The sequence below is a fragment of the Rhizobium sp. SG_E_25_P2 genome, assembly GCF_029892285.1.
Classification (GTDB): Bacteria; Pseudomonadota; Alphaproteobacteria; order Rhizobiales; family Rhizobiaceae; genus Rhizobium_E.
Genome location: NZ_JARXVM010000018.1, coordinates 34,802 through 53,823 on the forward strand (window position 1 = coordinate 34,802; position 19,022 = coordinate 53,823).

Annotated in this window: 15 protein-coding genes; 5 read left to right on the forward strand and 10 right to left on the reverse strand. The window is 61.4% G+C overall.

What is annotated here, in order from left to right:
- Positions 1 to 28 precede the first annotated feature (28 nt).
- The 9 genes from M2360_RS21340 to M2360_RS21380 form a co-directional block, all read right to left on the reverse strand.
- Positions 29 to 3,355, reverse strand: a complete 3,327-nt coding sequence (locus M2360_RS21340) for a transglutaminase family protein (RefSeq protein WP_280777404.1) — start codon at positions 3,353 to 3,355, stop codon at positions 29 to 31.
- A gap of 111 nt (positions 3,356 to 3,466) precedes the next feature.
- Positions 3,467 to 4,141, reverse strand: coding sequence for a dimethylsulfonioproprionate lyase family protein (locus M2360_RS21345; RefSeq protein ID WP_280777405.1), 675 nt, complete (start codon positions 4,139 to 4,141; stop codon positions 3,467 to 3,469).
- Positions 4,141 to 5,109, reverse strand: a complete 969-nt coding sequence (speB, locus tag M2360_RS21350; protein WP_280777406.1) for an agmatinase — start codon at positions 5,107 to 5,109, stop codon at positions 4,141 to 4,143. The genes M2360_RS21345 and speB overlap by 1 nt, the downstream gene beginning before the upstream one ends.
- 181 nt (positions 5,110 to 5,290) lie before the next feature.
- Positions 5,291 to 6,904, reverse strand: a complete 1,614-nt coding sequence (locus M2360_RS21355) for a 5-guanidino-2-oxopentanoate decarboxylase (RefSeq protein ID WP_280777407.1) — start codon at positions 6,902 to 6,904, stop codon at positions 5,291 to 5,293.
- A gap of 62 nt (positions 6,905 to 6,966) precedes the next feature.
- A complete protein-coding gene (locus M2360_RS21360; RefSeq protein WP_280777408.1) occupies positions 6,967 to 7,773 on the reverse strand; it encodes an ABC transporter permease in 807 nt (268 codons plus the stop codon).
- 9 nt (positions 7,774 to 7,782) lie between these two features.
- Complete coding sequence (locus tag M2360_RS21365) at positions 7,783 to 8,607, reverse strand: ABC transporter permease (RefSeq protein ID WP_280777409.1); 825 nt, start codon at positions 8,605 to 8,607, stop codon at positions 7,783 to 7,785.
- A 177-nt stretch (positions 8,608 to 8,784) separates the two neighbouring features.
- Complete coding sequence (locus tag M2360_RS21370) at positions 8,785 to 9,900, reverse strand: ABC transporter substrate-binding protein (protein ID WP_280777410.1); 1,116 nt, start codon at positions 9,898 to 9,900, stop codon at positions 8,785 to 8,787.
- A 66-nt stretch (positions 9,901 to 9,966) separates the two neighbouring features.
- Positions 9,967 to 11,040 (reverse strand): ABC transporter ATP-binding protein, encoded by a 1,074-nt coding sequence (locus M2360_RS21375; RefSeq protein ID WP_280777411.1) that lies wholly within the window; start codon positions 11,038 to 11,040, stop codon positions 9,967 to 9,969.
- A 105-nt stretch (positions 11,041 to 11,145) separates the two neighbouring features.
- Positions 11,146 to 12,051, reverse strand: coding sequence for a LysR substrate-binding domain-containing protein (locus M2360_RS21380; RefSeq protein ID WP_280777412.1), 906 nt, complete (start codon positions 12,049 to 12,051; stop codon positions 11,146 to 11,148).
- 147 nt (positions 12,052 to 12,198) lie between these two features.
- Here M2360_RS21380 and M2360_RS21385 point away from each other — a divergent pair, with 147 nt between their 5' ends.
- From M2360_RS21385 to M2360_RS21400, 4 genes are read left to right on the forward strand one after another with little or no spacing between them, the layout of a single operon-like run.
- Positions 12,199 to 13,770 (forward strand): amidohydrolase, encoded by a 1,572-nt coding sequence (locus M2360_RS21385; RefSeq protein ID WP_280777413.1) that lies wholly within the window; start codon positions 12,199 to 12,201, stop codon positions 13,768 to 13,770.
- Between the two features lie 31 nt (positions 13,771 to 13,801).
- Positions 13,802 to 14,725, forward strand: a complete 924-nt coding sequence (locus tag M2360_RS21390; protein ID WP_280777414.1) for a dimethylarginine dimethylaminohydrolase family protein — start codon at positions 13,802 to 13,804, stop codon at positions 14,723 to 14,725.
- Between the two features lie 17 nt (positions 14,726 to 14,742).
- Positions 14,743 to 15,891 (forward strand): alpha-hydroxy acid oxidase, encoded by a 1,149-nt coding sequence (locus tag M2360_RS21395; protein ID WP_280777415.1) that lies wholly within the window; start codon positions 14,743 to 14,745, stop codon positions 15,889 to 15,891.
- Positions 15,892 to 15,898: 7 nt separating this feature from the next.
- On the forward strand, positions 15,899 to 17,296 hold the full coding sequence (locus M2360_RS21400) for an FAD-binding oxidoreductase (protein ID WP_280777416.1): 1,398 nt from the start codon (positions 15,899 to 15,901) through the stop codon (positions 17,294 to 17,296).
- Positions 17,297 to 17,369: 73 nt separating this feature from the next.
- Here the strand turns inward: M2360_RS21400 and M2360_RS21405 are convergent, their stop codons facing one another.
- A complete protein-coding gene (locus M2360_RS21405; RefSeq protein ID WP_280777417.1) occupies positions 17,370 to 18,209 on the reverse strand; it encodes a sulfotransferase in 840 nt (279 codons plus the stop codon).
- 513 nt (positions 18,210 to 18,722) lie between these two features.
- Here M2360_RS21405 and M2360_RS21410 point away from each other — a divergent pair.
- Complete coding sequence (locus M2360_RS21410) at positions 18,723 to 19,019, forward strand: hypothetical protein (protein ID WP_280777418.1); 297 nt, start codon at positions 18,723 to 18,725, stop codon at positions 19,017 to 19,019.
- Positions 19,020 to 19,022: the final 3 nt, after the last annotated feature.

The window sequence follows — 19,022 nt, forward strand, 5'->3', positions numbered from 1 at the left end:
CCTGCCGCTCGCTTCAATTCTTGCCAATTCAGACTCCTGGCGGCCTTCTGAGATCCAGCGTCAACGGGAACTCGGGATGAGGTTGCTCGGGCCAGAGCTGATAGAGACCGGCCGTATGCCCCCAGGGTTCGAAGCGCGCCAGCCGCCGGGCCTGCGCTTCGTATCCGTTGACGGGGAAGGTCTCATAGTTGCGCCCACCGGGATGGGCAACATGATAAATGCAGCCGCCCACCGCCTTCCCCGTCCATTGATCATAAATGTCAAAGGTTAGCGGCGTGTTGACCGGCAAAACCGGATGGATGCCGGCTGCCGGCTGCCAGGCCTTGAACCGCACGCCGGCCACTGCCGGGCCGCCCGCATGGGTCTGCGTCAACGGCACGGGCCGTCCATTGCAGGCGACAGCGAAGCGTCCGGGATTGGCGGTGTCGAGTTTGACCTGCAGGCGCTCGACGGAGGAATCGACGAAGCGCGCCGTGCCGCCGATCGCGCCGGTCTCGCCTGTCACATGCCAGGGCTCCAGCGCCTGGCGGAGTTCCAGGCGGGCGCCGTCGTAGGAGATTTCGCCATAGAAGGGGAAGCGGAATTCGAGCTGCGCTTCGAACCATTCGGGGCGGAAATCGAATCCATGCTGCCGAAGGTCGGCGAGCACGTCCATGAAATCGGCCCAGACGAAATGCGGCAGCATGAAACGATCATGCAGCGTCGTGCCCCAGCGGGTGAAACCACCCTCGAGCGGCGCTTTCCAGAACCGGGCGATCAAGGCGCGGATCAGCAATTGCTGGGCGAGCGACATGCGCGGCTCCGGCGGCATTTCGAAGCCGCGGAATTCGACCAGCCCCAGCCGGCCTGTCGGGCCGTCAGGCGAAAACAGCTTGTCGATGCAGACTTCCGACCGGTGGGTGTTGCCCGAGGTGTCGACGAGCAGATTGCGGAACAGACGGTCTACGAGCCAGGGGAGGGGCGGTATGCCCTTGCCGGGCGCGGGCACCTGCGCGAGCGCGATTTCCAGCTCATAGAGCCCGTCATGGCGCGCCTCGTCGATGCGTGGCGCCTGGCTGGTCGGGCCGATGAAAAGGCCTGAGAACAGGTAGGACAGCGACGGATGGCGCTGCCAATAGAGCACGATGCTCTTGAGCAGGTCCGGGCGGCGCAGGAACGGGCTGTCATAGGGCGTGGAGCCGCCGACCACAACGTGATTGCCGCCGCCGGTGCCGGTGTGGCGACCGTCGATCATGAACTTTTCGGCGCCGAGGCGGCAAAGCCGCGCCTCCTCATAGACGGCGGTGGTGATGTTGACGCAGTCCTGCCAGTTGTGGGCCGGATGGATATTGACCTCAATCACCCCCGGATCGGGGGCGACGCGGATGACATTCAGGCGCTCGTCATGCGGCGGGGTGTAGCCCTCGATATGGACGGGCAGCTTCAGGGCCGCGGCGGCGCGTTCGGCCGAGGCGACGAGATCGAGATATTCCTCGAGCGTCGCGGTCGGCGGCATGAAGACGCAGACGCGGCCGTCGCGCACTTCCACCGAGATCGCGGTGCGCACACGACCGCCGATTTCCTCATAGGACTGGCCGACCGGGCGGTCGCGCAAAGCGATGTCGCGCTGAAAGGAGTGCTCGTGCATCACCCGGCCCTTTTCGGTCGAGAAATCCGGCAAAGGCGGCTTCTCGATCATCGGATCGGTGGGATTGATATAGGGATACCAGGAGGGCGAGACATAGGGCAGGGAATTGAGCGGCAGGCGGAAGCCGACGGGGGAGTCGCCTGGCACAAGATAGAGCCGACCACGCCGCGTGCGCCATTGTTCCGACACCCAGGTGCGGCCCGAGACGCGGCCCTGCCAGGCCTGAACCGGCAGGACATAACCCGCCGGCGTCGTCAGGCCATTGGAAAACACCTTGGCGATGCGGCTGCGCTCTTCGGGATCCTTGAGCTTGGAATTGGACGGATCGACATTTTCCGGCAAACGGGCCTCGCGAACGATCCATTCGGCCGGGTCCTCATAGGCAGCCACGACATTGTCGGTCTTGATGTCGAGTTCAACGGCGATGGCCTGCAGCAGCCGACCCGCATCCTCATGCGTGATCTCGTGATCGCGCGTCTCGATGGCGATCAGGCCCGGGTCGTTCCAGATCGGCAATCCGTCGCGGCGCCAATAGAGCGAGAAGGTCCAGCGCGGCAGACTTTCGCCGGGATACCATTTGCCCTGGCCGTAATGCAGGAATCCGCCTGGGGCGAAGCGGTCGCGCAGGCGGCGGATCAGCGTGTCGGCGAGGCCGCGCTTCATCGGTCCGACCGCGCCGGTGTTCCATTCCTCCGCCTGGAAGTCGTCGATGGAGACGAAGGTCGGCTCGCCGCCCATGGTAAGCCTCACATCCTCGGCCTTGAGATAGGCGTCGACCTCTTCGCCGAGTTCGTCCAGCTTCTCCCAGCTGTCCTGCGGGAAAGGCTTGGTGATGCGCGGATGTTCGGAAACGCGGGTCACGGTCATGTCAAAGGCGAATTCCGTCTCCGCCTTGCCGAAATAGCCGCCGGTGATGGGGGCGGCATTCTTGAAATGCGGGGTGGCGGCGAGCGGAATATGACTTTCGCCCGTCAGCAGACCTGATGTGGGATCAAGGCCTACCCAGCCGGCGCCGGGAATATAGACTTCGCACCAGGCGTGCAGATCGGTGAAGTCGACCTCCGTTCCCGAAGGTCCGTCAAGCGCCTTGATGTCGGGCGCGAGCTGGATCAGGTAGCCCGAGACGAAGCGGGCGGCGAAGCCGAGATGGCGCAGGATCTGCACCAAGAGCCAGCCGGTGTCGCGACAGGAGCCTTTGAGGGTCTTCAGCGTTTCCTCCGGCTCCTGAACGCCGGGCTCCATGCGGATGACATAGCCGATTTCCTGCTGGAGCCGCGCATTCAGCGCCACCACCATGTCGACGGTGTGCTGGCCTTCCGTCCGATCGAGCGTTTTCAGGAAGGCGTCGAGAAGCGGGCCAGTCGGCTCCGGCTTGCGGTAGATCGACAGGTCTTCGACGAGATCCTCGGAATAGTCGAACGGCCAGGCCTGCGCCGATTCCTCGACGAAAAAGTCGAACGGATTGTAGACGGTCATGTCGGCGACGAGATCGACCTCGATCTTCAGTTCCGTCACCGGTTCCGGGAAGACGAAGCGGGCAAGGTAATTGCCGTAGGGATCCTGCTGCAGATTGACGAAATGATTGGACGGCGTGACTTTCAGCGAATGGCTGAGCACCTTGGTCTTGGAATGCGCCGCCGGTTTGAGACGGATGATCTGCGGGCTCAGGACAACTGGATTGTCGTATGTGTAATGCGTGAGATGATAGATGCTGGCCTTGATCGACATAAGCGCGGTTGTTCCCCTTGTTTGAACAAGAGTTTGTGCAATGCAACGGGGGAAAGCAAGCGGCAATTCCCGCTTGCCAAAAGCAAATTCATCGAGGAGTTCCTGGTCATTTCAGGCGGATAGAGGCTGGTTTTCCGCTTCGACAGCGGCCCAATCGTCACAAAGGATCATTTCCGCCGGGATGTTCACATCCTTCGTCCAGCCATAGACGCAGAGAAATGGAACATTTCCGGAACGAAAAGCATGCGGAGCCCAGGCTTCGTTCCAGACGGGCTCATGCGCCGGCCGCCAATCAAGCGGGTCGCCGGGCTGAAATCGCCAACCGTTCGGGCCGGTAAAGGGCGCGTAGAGCTCCGGGGCGGCGTGTTTATGATCGCGGTAAAGAATATTGGGGCCAAAGCCGAACAGGCCGAGATCGAAATCCTCCGCCTGGATCAGCCCATGTTCGCCGATCAGGATCGTCGCGCAATGATTGGTCGCGTAGGTCTCGCCGATGATCTCACGCGGATAGGGATCATAGGCGCGCCAGTCGAGATAGGGCATGGCGGCGCGGATAGCGCCGGCAAGCGGCGCCTCTCCGTTGGCGGTCATCCAGTCGAGCGCTACGTCGACGTGATCGACGGCGGCGATGCCATGCGGCGCCTTTTCCCGCACCGGCCCGCCGCGGAAACGGCCGATGCCGGCGCGGACATCGGCGACGCCTGGACCATTAAACCGGCTGAGATAATCATCCAGCGCCGCGATCAGCGCGCGGACAGTCTGTTCGCGGTTCTGGGCAGCAGACATCAGACTATCCTTTTCACGCCCGGCAGAACGCAGAGCATTTCATAGAGGATATTAGCGCCGATCAGCGCGGTGTTTCCCGAGGGGTCGAAAGGCGGGGAGACCTCGACCAAATCGCCGCCGACAATGTTGAGGCCGGCTGCGCCGCGGACGATTTCCAGCGCCTGCCAGGTGGTCAGCCCGCCGACTTCGACCGTGCCGGTACCCGGCGCGAAAGCGGGGTCGAGGCTGTCGATGTCATAGGTGAAATAGACGGGCGCGTCGCCGATCTTGGCGCGGATGTCGGCCATCAGCGGCGTCATGGATTTGCCCCAGCAATCCTCGGCCTGCACCACCGTCCAGCCCTTGGAGCGGCCCCAGTTGAAATCGTCGGGCGAATAGCCGGAGCCGCGCAGGCCGATCTGGAAGACCTTGTCGTTGATCAGCAGGCCGTCGTCATAGGCTCGGCGGAAGGGCGTGCCATGGGCGATCTTCTCGCCGAACATCTCGTCATTGATGTCGGCATGGGCGTCGATATGGATCAGCGCCACAGGGCCGTGCTTCTTGGCGATGGCGCGGAGGATTGGATAGGTCAGCGTATGATCGCCGCCCAGCGTCAGCGGGATGCAGTCATGACTGAGGATCTCGTCATAGGCTGCGGTGATGATATCCACCGTCTTCTTGAGGTCGAAGGTGTTGATGGCGACATCGCCGATATCGGCCACCTGCAGACTGTCGAATGGGGCTGCGCCGGTCGCCATATTGTAGGGCCGGATCATGCAGCTTTCCTGCCGGATCTGGCGGGGGCCCAGCCGCGTGCCGGAGCGGTTGGATGCGCCGATATCGAGCGGTATGCCGACGAAGCAGACATCAAGGCCTTCCGCTGTCGGCTGCGTCGGCAGGCGCATCATGGTCGAGGGGCCGCCGAAGCGCGGCATCTCATTGCCGCCAAGAGGTTGGTTGAACTGGGTCATGGTGTTCTTCCTTGTCATGAAAATCCCTCCCGATAATAGGAGGCCCTCCCCAACCCCTCCCACAAGGGGAGGGGCTTAACCTGCAGCGCTGTCGTCTGTCCCGGCTATCCTCACAGGAAAAACGAGGTTTGTAAAAGGCAAGACGTCGCGGCCGGGCTAGCCCCTCCCCCTTGTGGGGAGGGGGTGGGGAGGGGTGTTTTTACGAAATCGCCTTCATCGCCTGATCCCGCACCTCCGGGCCAAACAGCACCAGCGTCGGCTCGGTGTTCTTGGCGGCGGCTTCGACGAGGTCGAAGAGATCGTCCAGCGTCTCAGCGCGCGCGGTTTCCCAGCCATAAGCCTGGCCAAGGGCGAGGAAATCGGGGGTGAAGAGGTCGACGCCGAGCGGCGGGATGTTCTGCGACACCATATAGGATTTGATCTCGCCATAGCCTTTGTTGTCGTAGAGCAGCAGCGTGATCGGCAGGCGCGCCTCCTTGGCGGAGGCGAGTTCGGCGATGGTGAATTGTACGCCGCCGTCGCCGGCGAGCGCGATCACAGGCCGTTCCGGCGCAGCGCGCTTGGCGCCGATCGCGGCGGGCAGGCCGTAGCCGAGCGTGCCGTAACCGGTGGCGGAGTTGAACCAGGAGCCCGGCGCCGCCGAGGCGTAGCCGAGATTGCCGGCATAGACGAGCTGGGTGGAGTCGCCGACGAAGATGGCGTCGGGAACCCGGTCGCGGATCGTCTCGAGGATCTTGAGATCACCGAGCATCTGCGGCGAGAGATCCTGGTTGGGATTGGTCGCGATATGGGCGGCGCGGGCCGAGCCGTTGCGCGACGCCGGCTCGATGAGGGCGGCAAGGTGTCCGGCGGCCTCGGCGCTGTCGGCGACGATTCCGATTTCGGGCATAATGGTGCGCATGATCTGGGTCGGGTCGATGTCGATGCGGATCAGGCGGCCCGGAATAGTGAAGAAGCCGTCTTCATACATGTCGTAATCGGTCGGGCCGAATTCGGTGCCGATGGCGAGCGCAACGTCGGAGGCTTCGATCATCTGCCGCGTGGCGGAGTAGCTTGCCGACAGAGACACAGCGAGGGGATGGCCGACAGGCAGCAGGCCGCGGGCGTTGGTGGTCATGACCACGGGGGCGTCGAGCATTTCGGCGAGTGAGCGAATTTCGTCGGCCGCGCGCGCGGCGCCGCCGCCGACGAGAATGACGGGGCTTTTGGCGCCATTCAGAAGGTCTGCCGCTGCGGCGATGTCGTCGGATTTCGCCTCCGGCCGGCTAAGACGAGCGATCTGGCGGGGAACCGTCAGATGTTCGGCGGAAGCCAGCATCACATTGATCGGCAATTCGATATGGACGGGGCGAGGCCGCGCGCTGTCAAACACCGCGAAGGCGCGGGCCAGCGCCGGCGCGAGCTCCTCGGGGCGGTTGACGGTATAGCTGAAGGCGGCGACATTCTCGACCAGCGCCCGCTGATCGGGCAATTCATGCAGCCAGCCTTCGCCCGAACCCATGCGACCATGGCTGTTGACGGTGGAGATCACCAGCATCGGAATGGAATCGCCATAGGCCTGGCCCATGGCGGTGACGATATTGGTCATGCCCGGCCCGGTGATGATGAAGCAGACGCCCGGCTTGCCCGAGACGCGGGCGTAACCATCGGCCATAAAGCCGGCGCCCTGTTCATGGCGTGGGGTGATGTGGCGGATCGAACTGCCGGCAAGGCCGCGATACAGCTCCACCGTATGCACGCCCGGAATGCCGAACACCGTGTCGACGCCATAGGCTTCCAAAAGCCTGGTGAGATACATGCCCGTGCTGATCACGTCGCGCTCCCTGTCTGCGAGTCTGTTATTCTACATTTGTATAATTTGAAGGCCGCGGCAAGTCACTCGGCGGGTTTTTTCTCGCCGCCTGCGAGGACCGTCTTCACCAGCACGCCGATCACCACGAGCACGATGAGGATCACCGAAATCGCGGCGATGGCGGGATCGATATTGTCGCGCAGGCCCATCCACATTTTGCGCGGTAGGGTGACGGCGTTCACCGAGGTGATGAACAGAGTAACCCCGATCTCTTCCCAGGAGAGTACGAAGCCCATGAAAGCGGCGGTGAGTACGCCGAAGCGGATATTCGGCAGGATGACCTTGAACACACGGGTGAAGACGCCGGCCCCGAAGCCGCGCGCGGCGAGATCGATGCGCCGGTCTACCTGCGACAACGCCACCAGGATCAGCACCACGCCATAGGGCGCGATCATCACGGCATGGGCGAGCGCGACGCCGAGCGGCGTGTCGTAACCGATCCAGTCGTTGAGTTTGGACAGCGAGGTCAGGAAGAAATAGAGCGTGATGGCCGAGACAACAGGCGGCGCCACCATGGGGATCAGCACAAAGCCGATCAGAATGCTGGAAAACCAGGGGCGAAACATCCAGACGCCGAGCGCGAAGGCCAGCGCGAGCGCGGTCGAAAATATCGTGCTCATCAGCGCGATGCGGACAGACAGCCAGGCGGCCTCAGCCCAACTGGGATCGTTCAAAAGCGCTTGGTAATGCCTGAGCGACCAGACCCCGCTTGGCATGGACAGGAAGCGGGCCGGGGTGAAAGACACCGGCGCCACCGCAATCAGCGGCATCAGCAGGAAGATCGCCACGAAAGCGGCGGCGAGAACGGCGAGGGTGGAGGGTTTATACATGGCGCGACCTCACTTCAGCATGCCGTTGGGGCGCGCATAACGCATGAGCAGGGAGAGCAGCAGGCCGACGATGATCATCATCATGACGCTGATCGCCGCGCCCAGCCCCCAATCCGGGCTCTGGAAGATGCGGAGATAGATGAGTTCGGCTGCCATCACCGACCGACCGCCGCCGAGGATGGCGGGGGTGATGAAGAAACCGAGCGAGAAGACGAAAGTCAGGATCGCGCCGCCCAGAATGCCGGCGCCGGTCATCGGCAGATAGACCTGCCAGAACACGCGTCTTGGCGTGGCGCCCATGCCGCGCGCGGCGAGCAGCACCCGTTCGTCGAGGCTGCGCATCGACGAGGCGATCGGAAACACCGCAAAGGGAATGAGGAAATGCGCCATGCCGAGCACGACGCCAAATTCGTTGCGCACCATCGTCAGCGGCTCGGAAATGACGCCGAGTTGGGTGAGCCAGGTGTTGAGCAGTCCGCGATTGGACAGCAGCGAAACCCAGCCGAAAGCGCGGGTCAGCACCGAGATCCAGAAAGGAATGAGAATGCACAATTCCATCACCAACCGCTGGCCCGGCGTGCCGCGCACCCAGATATAGCTGATCGCATAGGCCGCCGTGACGGCGAAGACGGTGACGATCAGGCAAATGCGGAAGGTGCGGATCATCACGGAGAGAATGAGTGGGTCGGTGGCGGCAGTCGCATAATTCTGCAGTCCCGGCTCGGGCAGCGTCACGCTCCATTCGAGCACGCCGAGAAACGGCATCACATAGGCCGCCGCCAGAAACAGCACCAGCGGGCCGATAAGGACGAAAGGCTTGAGACTGTGCGGCATGGCGGTGGGGTTCCGGAAGTGGAAATGGGTTGATGACAGCCCCTCATCCGGCTGCCGCCACCTTCTCCCCGCATTGCGGGGAGAAGGACGATTTTGGTGATGTCCCTGCTCCATCCTCCTTCTCCCCGCCTGCGGGGAGAAGGTCCCGGCAGGGGGATGAGGGGCGAGCCGCTACTGTCAGGCCGAAATGATCTTGGTGTAGGCGTCGAGCGCCGGACCGTAATTGGTCTCGTACCAGGCCATGTCGAGAGCGATCTGCTTCTTCATGTTTTCCGGATCGACGGGGTTCAGCCGCTTCTTGTCCTCCGGGATCAATGCGTCGGCGGCCGGATTGGCCGGTCCCTGGCCAAGCTTGTCGAACATCACGATCTGCTTTTCCGGGTCCTGGGCGGAGGCGATGAACTTCATGGCGGTGTCCTTGCCGCCGGGATTGCCCTTCAGAACGCCCATGGCGCCGGGCGAGATCAGGCCCTGGTCCCACACGAACTTGATCGAGCCGCCGGAATCCTGTTCGATCAGGCCGGCGCGGGTCGACCAGATCAGCGCCATCGAGGCTTCGCCGTTGAGAAGCACCGACTGGCTTTCGGCGCCGCCGCCCCAATAGGAAACGACATTGTCCTTGAAGGCTTCGAGCTTCTTGTGGGCCCGATCGAGATCGAGCGGATAGAGCTTATCGGGCGTCACGCCGTCGGCGAGGAGCGCTGCTTCCCACATGCCTGCGCCCCATTTGTAGAGCGAACGCTTGCCCGGGAATTTCTCCACGTCGAAGAAGTCGGCCATACCGGTCGGAACCTTGTCGCCGAATTTCGAGGCGTCATAGGCGATGATGTAGGAGAAGAAATAGGTGGATGCCGCGTATTTCCAGCCGAAGCCGGGGCGCATCTTGTTCTTGTCGACGATCGAATAGTCGATCTCTTCCATCAGGCCCTTCTTGCCGAGCGCTTCGGCGGAGAAGGGATCGGCGTCGACGATATCCCAGCTGGGTTTGCCGCTCTTGACCTGGGCTTCGATCGCGCCCTCGGTCGGGCCGGAGCCGTCCTGCTTCACCGTTACGCCGGCTTCCATGAGGAAGGGCTGGCCGTAAGCCTCATCATAGGCTGTGCCGGCGTCGCCGCCCCAGTTGACGAAGACGAGTTCGTTGGCGGCGGCTTGAGCGCCCTTGGCCTTCAGCGCCAGCGGCGCGCCAGCCAGGAGGAAGGCGGCGATCTGCGTGAACCGGCGGCGCGAAATCTCCCCGCGCGCGGCCTTCGCCGAAAGAATATCCAGGCAGTCCTTCTCGAATTTATCCGTCATGTCGTTCACCTCTGTTTTATGATTATGGCAGGCGCATTCCCCGGGTATGGCGACCCGGCCGGAAACTCAAAGAAAATAGCCGCGTTCTTCCGGCCAGCCCGCGAAAACCCGGGCCCCGGGGACAAAGTCTGCGGGCGTCAAATGCGTCGGCAGTTCCGCGACCAGCGCCGCGCCGTCCGCGGTGACAGCGGAGAAGCGGGTCACGCCGCCGAGATAAGTCGATGAGGTCAGGGTGACCGGCAAAGCGTTGCCGTGCCCCCCCCGGGCTTGGGTGAGCGCGATATATTCAGGCCGCACGGCGATCGTGTTGCTGAGCGCGCCGGCGTCCGGCGCCAGTCGGACGATTTCGCCGCTGCAACGCGCCACATAGCCATCGCCGCTGAAAATGGCGTCGGTGACGGGGAGAATATTGATGTCGCCGAGGAATTCGGCGACGAAGCGGTTGGCGGGCCGGTCATAGATCTCGCGCGGCGCGGCCACCTGCTGCAATTGCCCATGGTTGAAGATCGCCACGCGCGTCGACAGCGCCAAGGCTTCCGACTGGTCATGGGTCACAAAGACGAAGGTGGTGCCGGTTTCGCGATGCAGCCGGCGCATTTCCTCCTGCATCGAGCCGCGCAAATTCTTGTCGAGCGCCGAGAAGGGTTCGTCGAGCAACAGCACAGACGGCTCGAAGGCCAGAGCGCGGGCGAGCGCAACGCGTTGTTGCTGGCCCCCGGAAAGATCGGCAGGACGCTTCTTTTCATGTCCGCGCAGGCCGACCGTGTCGATCATTTGATCGACGCGCGCCTTGATCTCGGAAGCGCTGCGCCCCTGCACCTGAAGCGGGAAGGCGATGTTTTTCTCGACCGACATGTGAGGAAACAGGGCGTAGCCCTGGAACACCATGCCGAAGCCGCGTTTTTCTGCCGGCAGTCGGGTGATGTCTATCCCGTCTCGCGTGAGCGTTCCGGAATTCGCCTGGATAAAGCCGGCCAGGATCATCAGGAAGGTTGTCTTGCCTGAACCCGATGGCCCCAGAAGCGTCAGGAACTCGCCGCGCCCGATGGTCAGGGACACATCGTGGAGCGCCTTGAAATCCCCATAAGTCTTGCCGATTCCTTGGGCGGAAAGTTCGGCCGCCCGTGTCGCAGTCTGCATCGCCGTTCCCTTTTTTTGGAAGCCTATGGGCGATGCGGCCCTTGCACAAACGAAATCTTTTCGCCCTACCGACAAATTTCATTCACCTATAGCGTCATTTTCACATCACAATCTTCGCTGCGCTGCATCATTTTTCATCACCTCCGATTTTAGCCAGGAAGAGAAGGCGGCCACCGTCTGATTGTCGGCCTTCGCCTCGGATACGACGAGGTAATAGGCGCGGCTCGACTGGATATTGAGATCGAAGGGACGGACGAGATGGCCGAGATCCATGGCGCTGCGGCAGATGAATTCGTCGCCCATCGCCACGCCCTGGCCGGCCATGGCGGCGGCGTAAACGAGATTCATGTCGGAAAACAGGATGCCGCCCTGGGCAAGTGAGCGATCCAGTCCCGCCTGGGCCAGCCACAGCTCCCAATCCTCGTGGTCGACGAGGTGAAGCAGGGTCAATTTGCTGACATCGGCAGGGCCGGACAGCGCCGCGCCCTTGTTGAGCAGCACCGGGCTGCAAAGCGGTGTGAACTCCACCTCCGCCAGCAGTTCCACCTGCATATCCGGCCAATGGCCATGGCCGAAAGCGATGAACACATCGACATCGGGATTGGAGACGTCATCGAGACGGCCAGGCGTGGTGATCGACAGCCGCACGTCCGGATGGATATCCTTGAAGCCGCCGACCTGGGCGCAGAGCCAACTGGAAGCAAAGCCGGGCGGGCAGGAGACTTTCACCGAGCCGGTGACGCCGCGATTGGCGTGACGCGCCGCCGAGCCGGCGATGGTGGTCAGCGCCTTGCGGACATCCAGCGCGTAACCGAGGCCCTGCTCGGTCAACTCCACCTTGGTGCCGATGCGATTGAGAAGTTGAAATCCGAGATCGCGTTCGAGCAGGCGCAATTGATGGCTGACGGCCGACCGGGTCAGGTTGAGCTCGTCGGCTGCCTTCCAGACGGAGCCGTGGCGGGCGAAACTTTCCAGCGCGCGCAGCGCCTGGGTGGAGGGAATGCGGGTCATGATCGGTCTCCCATGATGGCGCAAGGCTAGCCAAATCTTGGGCAATGGTGAACCGAATTTGCATGAACCCGGAAAACAATTCACTTTTTCGAATAAGCGACTTGCGCTGTAGTGCCCGTCGACAGATTTCCCCAAGGAGAAGCGGCCATGGCCGACACGGGGGCGCAAGCCCATGCCCTAGCCCAAATCGATGCGACGTCGTCGGCGCGTTCCGCCTGGACCTCGACGATCTTCGATTTCGGCGAAACGGCCTGGCGCGAATATCGTTCAGCGGAATGGTATGTGCGGACGCTACGGGCCAATGGCTTTTCCGTCGAAGAAGGCTCGGCGGGCATGCCCACTGCCTTTGCCGCCGAGTGGAGCAACGGGTCCGGCCCGTCGCTCGGTCTCTACGCCGAATATGACGCCGTGCCCGGCAATTGCCAGGCGGCGGCGGTGGAAAAACGCCCGCGCGAGGGTCTCAGCGTTCACGCCGGCGGGCATACCGATCCGCATTCCGGTCTCGGCACGGCCGGGCTTGCGGCGCTGCTCGCGATCAAATCGGCGATGGAGCAGCATGACATCAAGGGCACGCTGCGCTTCACCGGCGAACCGGCGGAAAAGGTGCGCGGCTCCAAGCCCATCCATGCCGCCAAGGGCTATTATGACGGGCTGGACGCCATGCTGTCCTTCCACCCTTTCTATATGCTGCCGATGTGCAACACGGTGCGGCTGGAGACGCATTGCGGCGCCGCCTATTCGATGATCTATCGCTTCATCTGCGACGAGCCCGAGGGTTGGGGACGTTCGGACGGCGCGCCGATCCCGCAGGCGCATTCCGCTGTGCGCGCGCCGGGCGCCAATGACGCGCTAATGCTGATGTATATGTCCTCCAAGGGCCTGCGCGAATCCATGCTGCCGCATATGGGCGGGTGGTCGGTGTCCGAAGCCATTCTGACCGCCGGGCAGGCGACCGCAGACAATCTGCCGGCCGGGCTCGCCGAAATTCAATATATGCTGCGCATGCCCACGATCGACATGGCCGAGCAGGTGATCGCCGTGCTCGACCGCAATGCCGAGGCGGCGGCAACGATGTCCGGCTGCCGGGTCGAGCGTCACTGGGTGTGCAAATCGCGGCCCGGCCTGCCCAATCTCGCTTTGGCCGGAACGGTGTGGGAGACGATCCAGGCCGTGGGTGCGCCGCGCTGGGATGAGCAAGCGCGCGAAATCGCTCGCGCCGTACAGAAGAATTGCGGCGTCGAGCCGATGCAAAATCCGTTCCTCGACGAGTGCGAACAGCTGATCGATCCCCAGGAGGCCGAAGCGATCCTGCGCCGCGATCTCGCGCCGTCACAGACGCATTCGACGTCGGATGATTACACCGATATGAGCTGGCACGCGCCGCTCGCCCGTTTCTATATCGCCCGGCCCACGCTCAAGGGGCCAAATGGCTTTCGCTACCCGGCCTGGGCGATGAATGCGCTTGGCGGCATCCCCGAGACCATCGATCCGATGGTGACGACGGCGGCCAAAGTGCTGGCGCATGCGGGCTTGCGCATCCTCGAAGATCCCGCCACGCGCGCCGCCGCCAAAGCCGAGTTCGACACCCGCACCGGCGGCGGCGTCGGCGGCGACACATGGCTTGCGCCGCTTTGCGATTACGACCCGCCCATTCAGTTCCGCTGGCCCGAATATGTCGAGACGCCGCGCGGACGCGACTGGTGGATACCCTCTCTTTGAACCTTGCCCCCGAAACCCAGGAGACCCAATCATGACCAGCCCCTTCAACGAGCCGTTTTCGCTTCAGCGCCGCAACTTGGCTGGAAACACGCCCAAGCTCACCACTTGGGGGTTTCAAAACGAAACCGATCCGCTGACCGATGTGTTGCTCGGCTCGCCGGCCTTTCTGCGCCACATGGCCACCAGTTCGCTGTCGCGCAAGCATCTGCGCGAAAATCCCTGCAACATCCAGACGGCCCAGGCGCAGCACAAGGAACTCGTCTCCGCTTACGAGCATTTCGGCGTGCGCATTCACTGGCATGAGCCGACGTCGGAACTGCCGATGCAGGTCTATAGCCGCGATTCCTCCGTCATGACCCCTTATGGCGCGATTATCACCGCCATGGCGCAGTGGTGGCGGCGCGGCGAGAATTACGCCGCCATCCGCACCTATGAAAAGCTCGGCATTCCGATCTACGACATGGTCACTGCCGGCACGTTCGAAGGCGGCGATTTCAACGTCATCGAAGATGGCGTCGTGCTGATCGGCTGCGGCGGCGCCCGCACCCAGGAAGAGGGCGCGCGCCAGGTGAAGGAATGGTTCGACAAGGAAGGCTGGGAAACACGGCTTGCCTTCATCGACGAATATTACGTGCATATCGACCTGATGGTGGTGCCGATCGCCGAGAAGCTGACCGCCGTCTGCCTTGACTGCACAGATCCGGCGATCGTAACCTGGCTCAAGGACAAGGGGCATGAGATCGTCAACGTGCCGTTCCAGGACACGATGGCGCTCGGCTGCAATTTCATGGCGCTCGGCAATGACCGCATCATCGCCCCCACCACGAGCAAGACGCTGATCGAGCAGTTGAAGGCGCGCGGCTTCGAAGTGGCCGCCGTCGACACCAGCGAGATCTCCAAGACCGGCGGCGGAATCCACTGCATGGCGCAAGCCCTGAAGCGCGAAGCCGCCTGACACGCAGGAAGGCATTTATGGCCGATTTGAGCCGGCGCTACCCCTCGGTGGCGCATATGAAGGAAGAAGCCCGGACGCGCATTCCGGGCTTCGCCTGGGAATACATGACCGGCGGGATCGGCCCTGAGGAGAATCTTAGGCGCAATGCCGACGATCTCCAGGCGGTGCAGCTCATGCCGCGCTATCTGAATGGCGATGCCGATGTTCCCCTGTTCTCGACATCGCTGTTCGGCGCGCAACTGGATGCGCCGTTCGGCGTGGCGCCGATGGGGCTGAACGGCTTGATCTGGCCGGGCTGCGAAAAACCGATCGCCGACGCCGCGCGCGCGCATAACATCGTGCATGTGTTGTCGACGCATGCGACGCAATCGCTCGAAGACATGAAGCGGCATTCGGGCGCGAATGGCTGGTTCCAGCTCTATCCGCCCAACGATCCCGAGATGGAAAGCGATCTCATCCGCAAGGCGCGCGAAGCGGGCTATCAGGTGCTGGTCGTCACCGTCGATATTCCTGCGCCGACCCGGCGCGATCGCGACATTCGCAACGGGCTCTCGGTGCCGCCTGAGATCACGGCGCGGACCATTTCTCACGTTCTCACCCGACCGCGCTGGCTCATGCGGCTGGCGCAATACGGCATGCCGCATTTCCGTAATCTGGAACCCTATGCGCCGCCGGGGCTGAGCATCACCCAGCTCGGGACGTTTCTCGGCGAGATCCTCTCGGGCCACATCACTGCCGCCCGGCTCAAGCGCATTCGCGACCAATGGCCGGGAAAGCTCGTCGTCAAGGGCGTGCTCGATCCGGAGGAGGCTGCCAACTATATGGCCGCCGGCACCGACGGCGTTATCGTCTCCAATCATGGCGGACGGCAGCTTGACGCCGCGCCATCGTCTGCCGCCATGTTGCCAAAGATCCGGGCGCGGCTCGGAGCCGAAGCGCTGGTGATGGTCGATGGCGGCGTCCGCTCGGGCCTCGATATTGCCCGTATGATCGCTTTGGGTGCGGACTATGTCTTTCTCGGCAGGCCCTTCCTGTTCGCCGCGGCTGTCAGCGACGAGGGCCCGGCGCATCTCATCGACGTGCTCAAGCAGGAACTGTTCGGCACGATGCAGCAGGTGGGGGCCGCAAAGCTTTCTGATCTTTCCTCTTTCCTCCATCATTCCTGAGACTGACATGATCCAGCCGACCGACCCATTGCTGCAGGCTCTTCTCGATGCGCTGGGGGAGGACGTGGTGTTCATCGGCGAACGGATTCCGGCCAAAGCCAAATCGGATGAAAGCCGCACCGGCCATGCGATGCCAACGATCTATCTCCGGCCGCGCAGGGTGTCCGACGTGTCGGAGGCGCTGCGTCTCTGCAACGCGGCGCGGCGGCCAGTCACCATTCAAGGCGGCATGACTGGTCTTGCCGGCGGCGCCAATCCTGATGCCGGAGATGTGGCGTTGTCGCTCGATCGTCTGGCCGGCGTCGAGGAGGTCGACCGCGACGCCGGCGCGATGACGGTATGGGCGGGGACGGTGCTGGAGACGGCGCAGAAGGCGGCGGAAGAGGCCGGCTTTCTGCTGCCGATCGATCTCGGCGCGCGGGGCTCCTGCCAGATCGGCGGCAATCTGGCCAACAATGCCGGCGGCATCCGCGTCATTTCGCATGGCGTGACGCGCGACAATGTGCTCGGTCTCGAAGCCGTGCTTGCCGATGGAACGGTGATCTCCTCGCTCAACAAGATGCAGAAGAACAATACCGGCTATGACCTCAAGCAATTGTTCATCGGCTCGGAAGGCACGCTCGGCGTCATTACGCGGGCGGTTCTGAAGCTCAAGCCGCTGGGCGACGGCCGCGAGACCTGCCTTTGCGTGGTTGAAAGTTATGAGGCGGCTGTGGCGCTGTTGCACGCGGCGCGCAAAGGCATAGCAGGCTTGTCGGCCTATGAGGTGATGTGGCGGACTTTCTTCGACTTCAGCTCGAAGGCTGAAGGGCTGCGCTTTTTCGAACAGGACCCGCCTTTTGTCGTGCTGATCGAGCAATCCGGCGCGGCGTCCATTGAAGGCTTTCTCGAAGCCGCTTTCGAACAGGAACTGATTTCGGATGCGGTGATCGCACAGTCGGAGAAGCAGCGGCTGGATTTCTGGAAAGTGCGCGAGGGCTATGCGCTCGATCATCTGCCTGACCTCATGAATTACGACGTCAGCCTGCCTATCGGCGATCTCGACACCTATGCCCGCGCTGTGACCGACGAGATCCTTGCCGCCTATCCAGACGCGCATGTCTCGGTCTTCGGTCATATGGGCGACAGCAATATCCATCTCTGCATTTCGGTGGGCAAGGCTGGCGACATCGAGCATGATGCAGTGGACGCGATCGTTTATGATCATGTTCGCCGCCACAAGGGCGCGGTTTCAGCCGAGCATGGTATTGGAAGGCTGAAGCGCGCCTATCTCGGCCATAGCCGCAGCCCCGAGGAAATCGCCCTGATGCGGGCGATCAAGACGGCGCTGGATCCGCACTGCATCCTCAATCCGGAACGAATTTTTCCGACTTCGCGACATCCAGACGTCGTCGCGGAGGCCTGACCGATGGCGTCGGCGCCATCGCCATCGCCATCGCCTGTGATTGGGTTCGACGCAAATGTCGGAATGGTCGCTATCAACGCGTCCGCTCGTAAAATTCCCGCCCGAACTTTTTGATGAGAAACTGCTTGGCGGGATCGGTTTGTTTGGCCAGTTTCGCGACGACCCAATCCGGGATGTCGATGCTCTGGCTTACATTCACTTTCTCTTCCGCCGCAGCATAGTCAACGAACCGGGAGGCGCCGATAAAATCCTCGATCTTCTCAAGCAGACCTTTGGGCTCGCTCTTGATTTGAGCGAATGGCAGGCAAAGCATTCGGTCCTGCCCCACCGCATCGATCCAGTTGGGAATGCTGAGGTGATAAAGGCCTCGCGGATCCCTGTTGATCTGTTTTAGCAAGTGCAGCCAGTTTTTCTCGCTGACTGAAGTTAATTTGCGCCGTTCAACAGTCATTCTTATTTGCGAAACCGCGCGCGCAAGCGGATCGCGAATAATCAAAATGAACTTTGCGTCTTTCAGCATTCTTGCTGCATTCTCGACCTTCGCCTTATCCATATCCAGATAAGCAGGTGTAATTTCTCCTGAAATTTTCTCTCGTGCAGTCTTGTGATTGAATATCCTCCGATACCAATCCTCGGTTAGGAAATCATATTGCGTAAGGGATATTAAATATCCCAACTGGTAGTTGTATGTATCACTATCAATTGTTTTTAAACGTTTTTTATAGGCCGCGGCAATCGCTTTGTATCTTTGTAGATTGTTCGAGAGCCCAATTTTCTTTTCTAAAGATCTATCGAAAAAGTGTATTTCTTTAATGGGCGGCAGCCACACATCCGGGTGTTGCTTCAGCATATGGTGCAGCCATGTGGTGCCTGCTTTCTGTGCTCCTATGCATAGAAAGTTTGGAGTTCCCATAAGTCATTCCTCGTATGCTCAGATATCCGTAGGCGAGAAGATTTCAACCAATAAAAAAATAGTCAAATACTAATTTTAAGTCATGTATATAATTAAATTATACTAACGAGTATTTTGGTATACGAAATGGAGAACAAAATATCATAAACTTGGAAAAAGTTGTTGTCGAGCATAACCGTTATACGCGTATTGATATCCGAAAAATTGATTCAGTGAAAATATTATGGATTTATAAATACGCCTGTTGCGGATTTTAAATCTGCTTGAGAGGTGGGGTTGCACTTCCCGGTTGCGTTTCGTGATGAGGACTAAATCCGGCAACGAGTGTAAATCATCTAGGTCAGGCTCAAAGGTGACCAGACGTGATGTGTTTCGACCGCAAGAAACAAATCTGTTGCATCTTTAGTTCCGGCGCGAGGCATGATTTTTTGTGATCGCGCATCGAGTAATCTAAACCTTTTTACTCTCCTTTGTGGGCTGGCTGACACAGCCGCAATGTGGATGGAAATGCCGTTGACGCGAATCACACGCGCCCAAACCACCTCCCCGGAATTTTCGGATGGGCATAAGGACCGGGCCAAAGCGGCTCTTTTCCGAGCTTATGGTTCGGGTTGGCCGGGAGTGGAAATGCGGCCTGGCCCCGTTCTTTCGATGAGTGAAAGCGGGCCGGAATGCGGTGCGTTCGAGGTAGATGACGAGCAAATTGGCAAAAATTTGCTGACGATCGGCGTGCCGGGGTTTGGCCTTTCCAGCCCCAACCGAAAAAAGATACCGGACGGGGCCTCAAAAACGGTCGCGCAAGAAAATTGAACG

Excerpts from the sequence above, each read along its gene's own strand:
- M2360_RS21340 (WP_280777404.1), bottom strand. The coding sequence starts at position 3,355 with ATGTCGATCAAGGCCAGCATCTATCATCTCACGCATTACACATACGAC.
- M2360_RS21345 (WP_280777405.1), bottom strand. The coding sequence starts at position 4,141 with ATGTCTGCTGCCCAGAACCGCGAACAGACTGTCCGCGCGCTGATCGCG.
- speB (WP_280777406.1), bottom strand. The coding sequence starts at position 5,109 with ATGACAAGGAAGAACACCATGACCCAGTTCAACCAACCTCTTGGCGGC.
- M2360_RS21360 (WP_280777408.1), bottom strand. The coding sequence starts at position 7,773 with ATGTATAAACCCTCCACCCTCGCCGTTCTCGCCGCCGCTTTCGTGGCG.
- M2360_RS21365 (WP_280777409.1), bottom strand. The coding sequence starts at position 8,607 with ATGCCGCACAGTCTCAAGCCTTTCGTCCTTATCGGCCCGCTGGTGCTG.
- M2360_RS21370 (WP_280777410.1), bottom strand. The coding sequence starts at position 9,900 with ATGACGGATAAATTCGAGAAGGACTGCCTGGATATTCTTTCGGCGAAG.
- M2360_RS21375 (WP_280777411.1), bottom strand. The coding sequence starts at position 11,040 with ATGCAGACTGCGACACGGGCGGCCGAACTTTCCGCCCAAGGAATCGGC.
- M2360_RS21380 (WP_280777412.1), bottom strand. The coding sequence starts at position 12,051 with ATGACCCGCATTCCCTCCACCCAGGCGCTGCGCGCGCTGGAAAGTTTC.
- M2360_RS21385 (WP_280777413.1), top strand. The coding sequence starts at position 12,199 with ATGGCCGACACGGGGGCGCAAGCCCATGCCCTAGCCCAAATCGATGCG.
- M2360_RS21390 (WP_280777414.1), top strand. The coding sequence starts at position 13,802 with ATGACCAGCCCCTTCAACGAGCCGTTTTCGCTTCAGCGCCGCAACTTG.
- M2360_RS21395 (WP_280777415.1), top strand. The coding sequence starts at position 14,743 with ATGGCCGATTTGAGCCGGCGCTACCCCTCGGTGGCGCATATGAAGGAA.
- M2360_RS21400 (WP_280777416.1), top strand. The coding sequence starts at position 15,899 with ATGATCCAGCCGACCGACCCATTGCTGCAGGCTCTTCTCGATGCGCTG.
- M2360_RS21405 (WP_280777417.1), bottom strand. The coding sequence starts at position 18,209 with ATGGGAACTCCAAACTTTCTATGCATAGGAGCACAGAAAGCAGGCACC.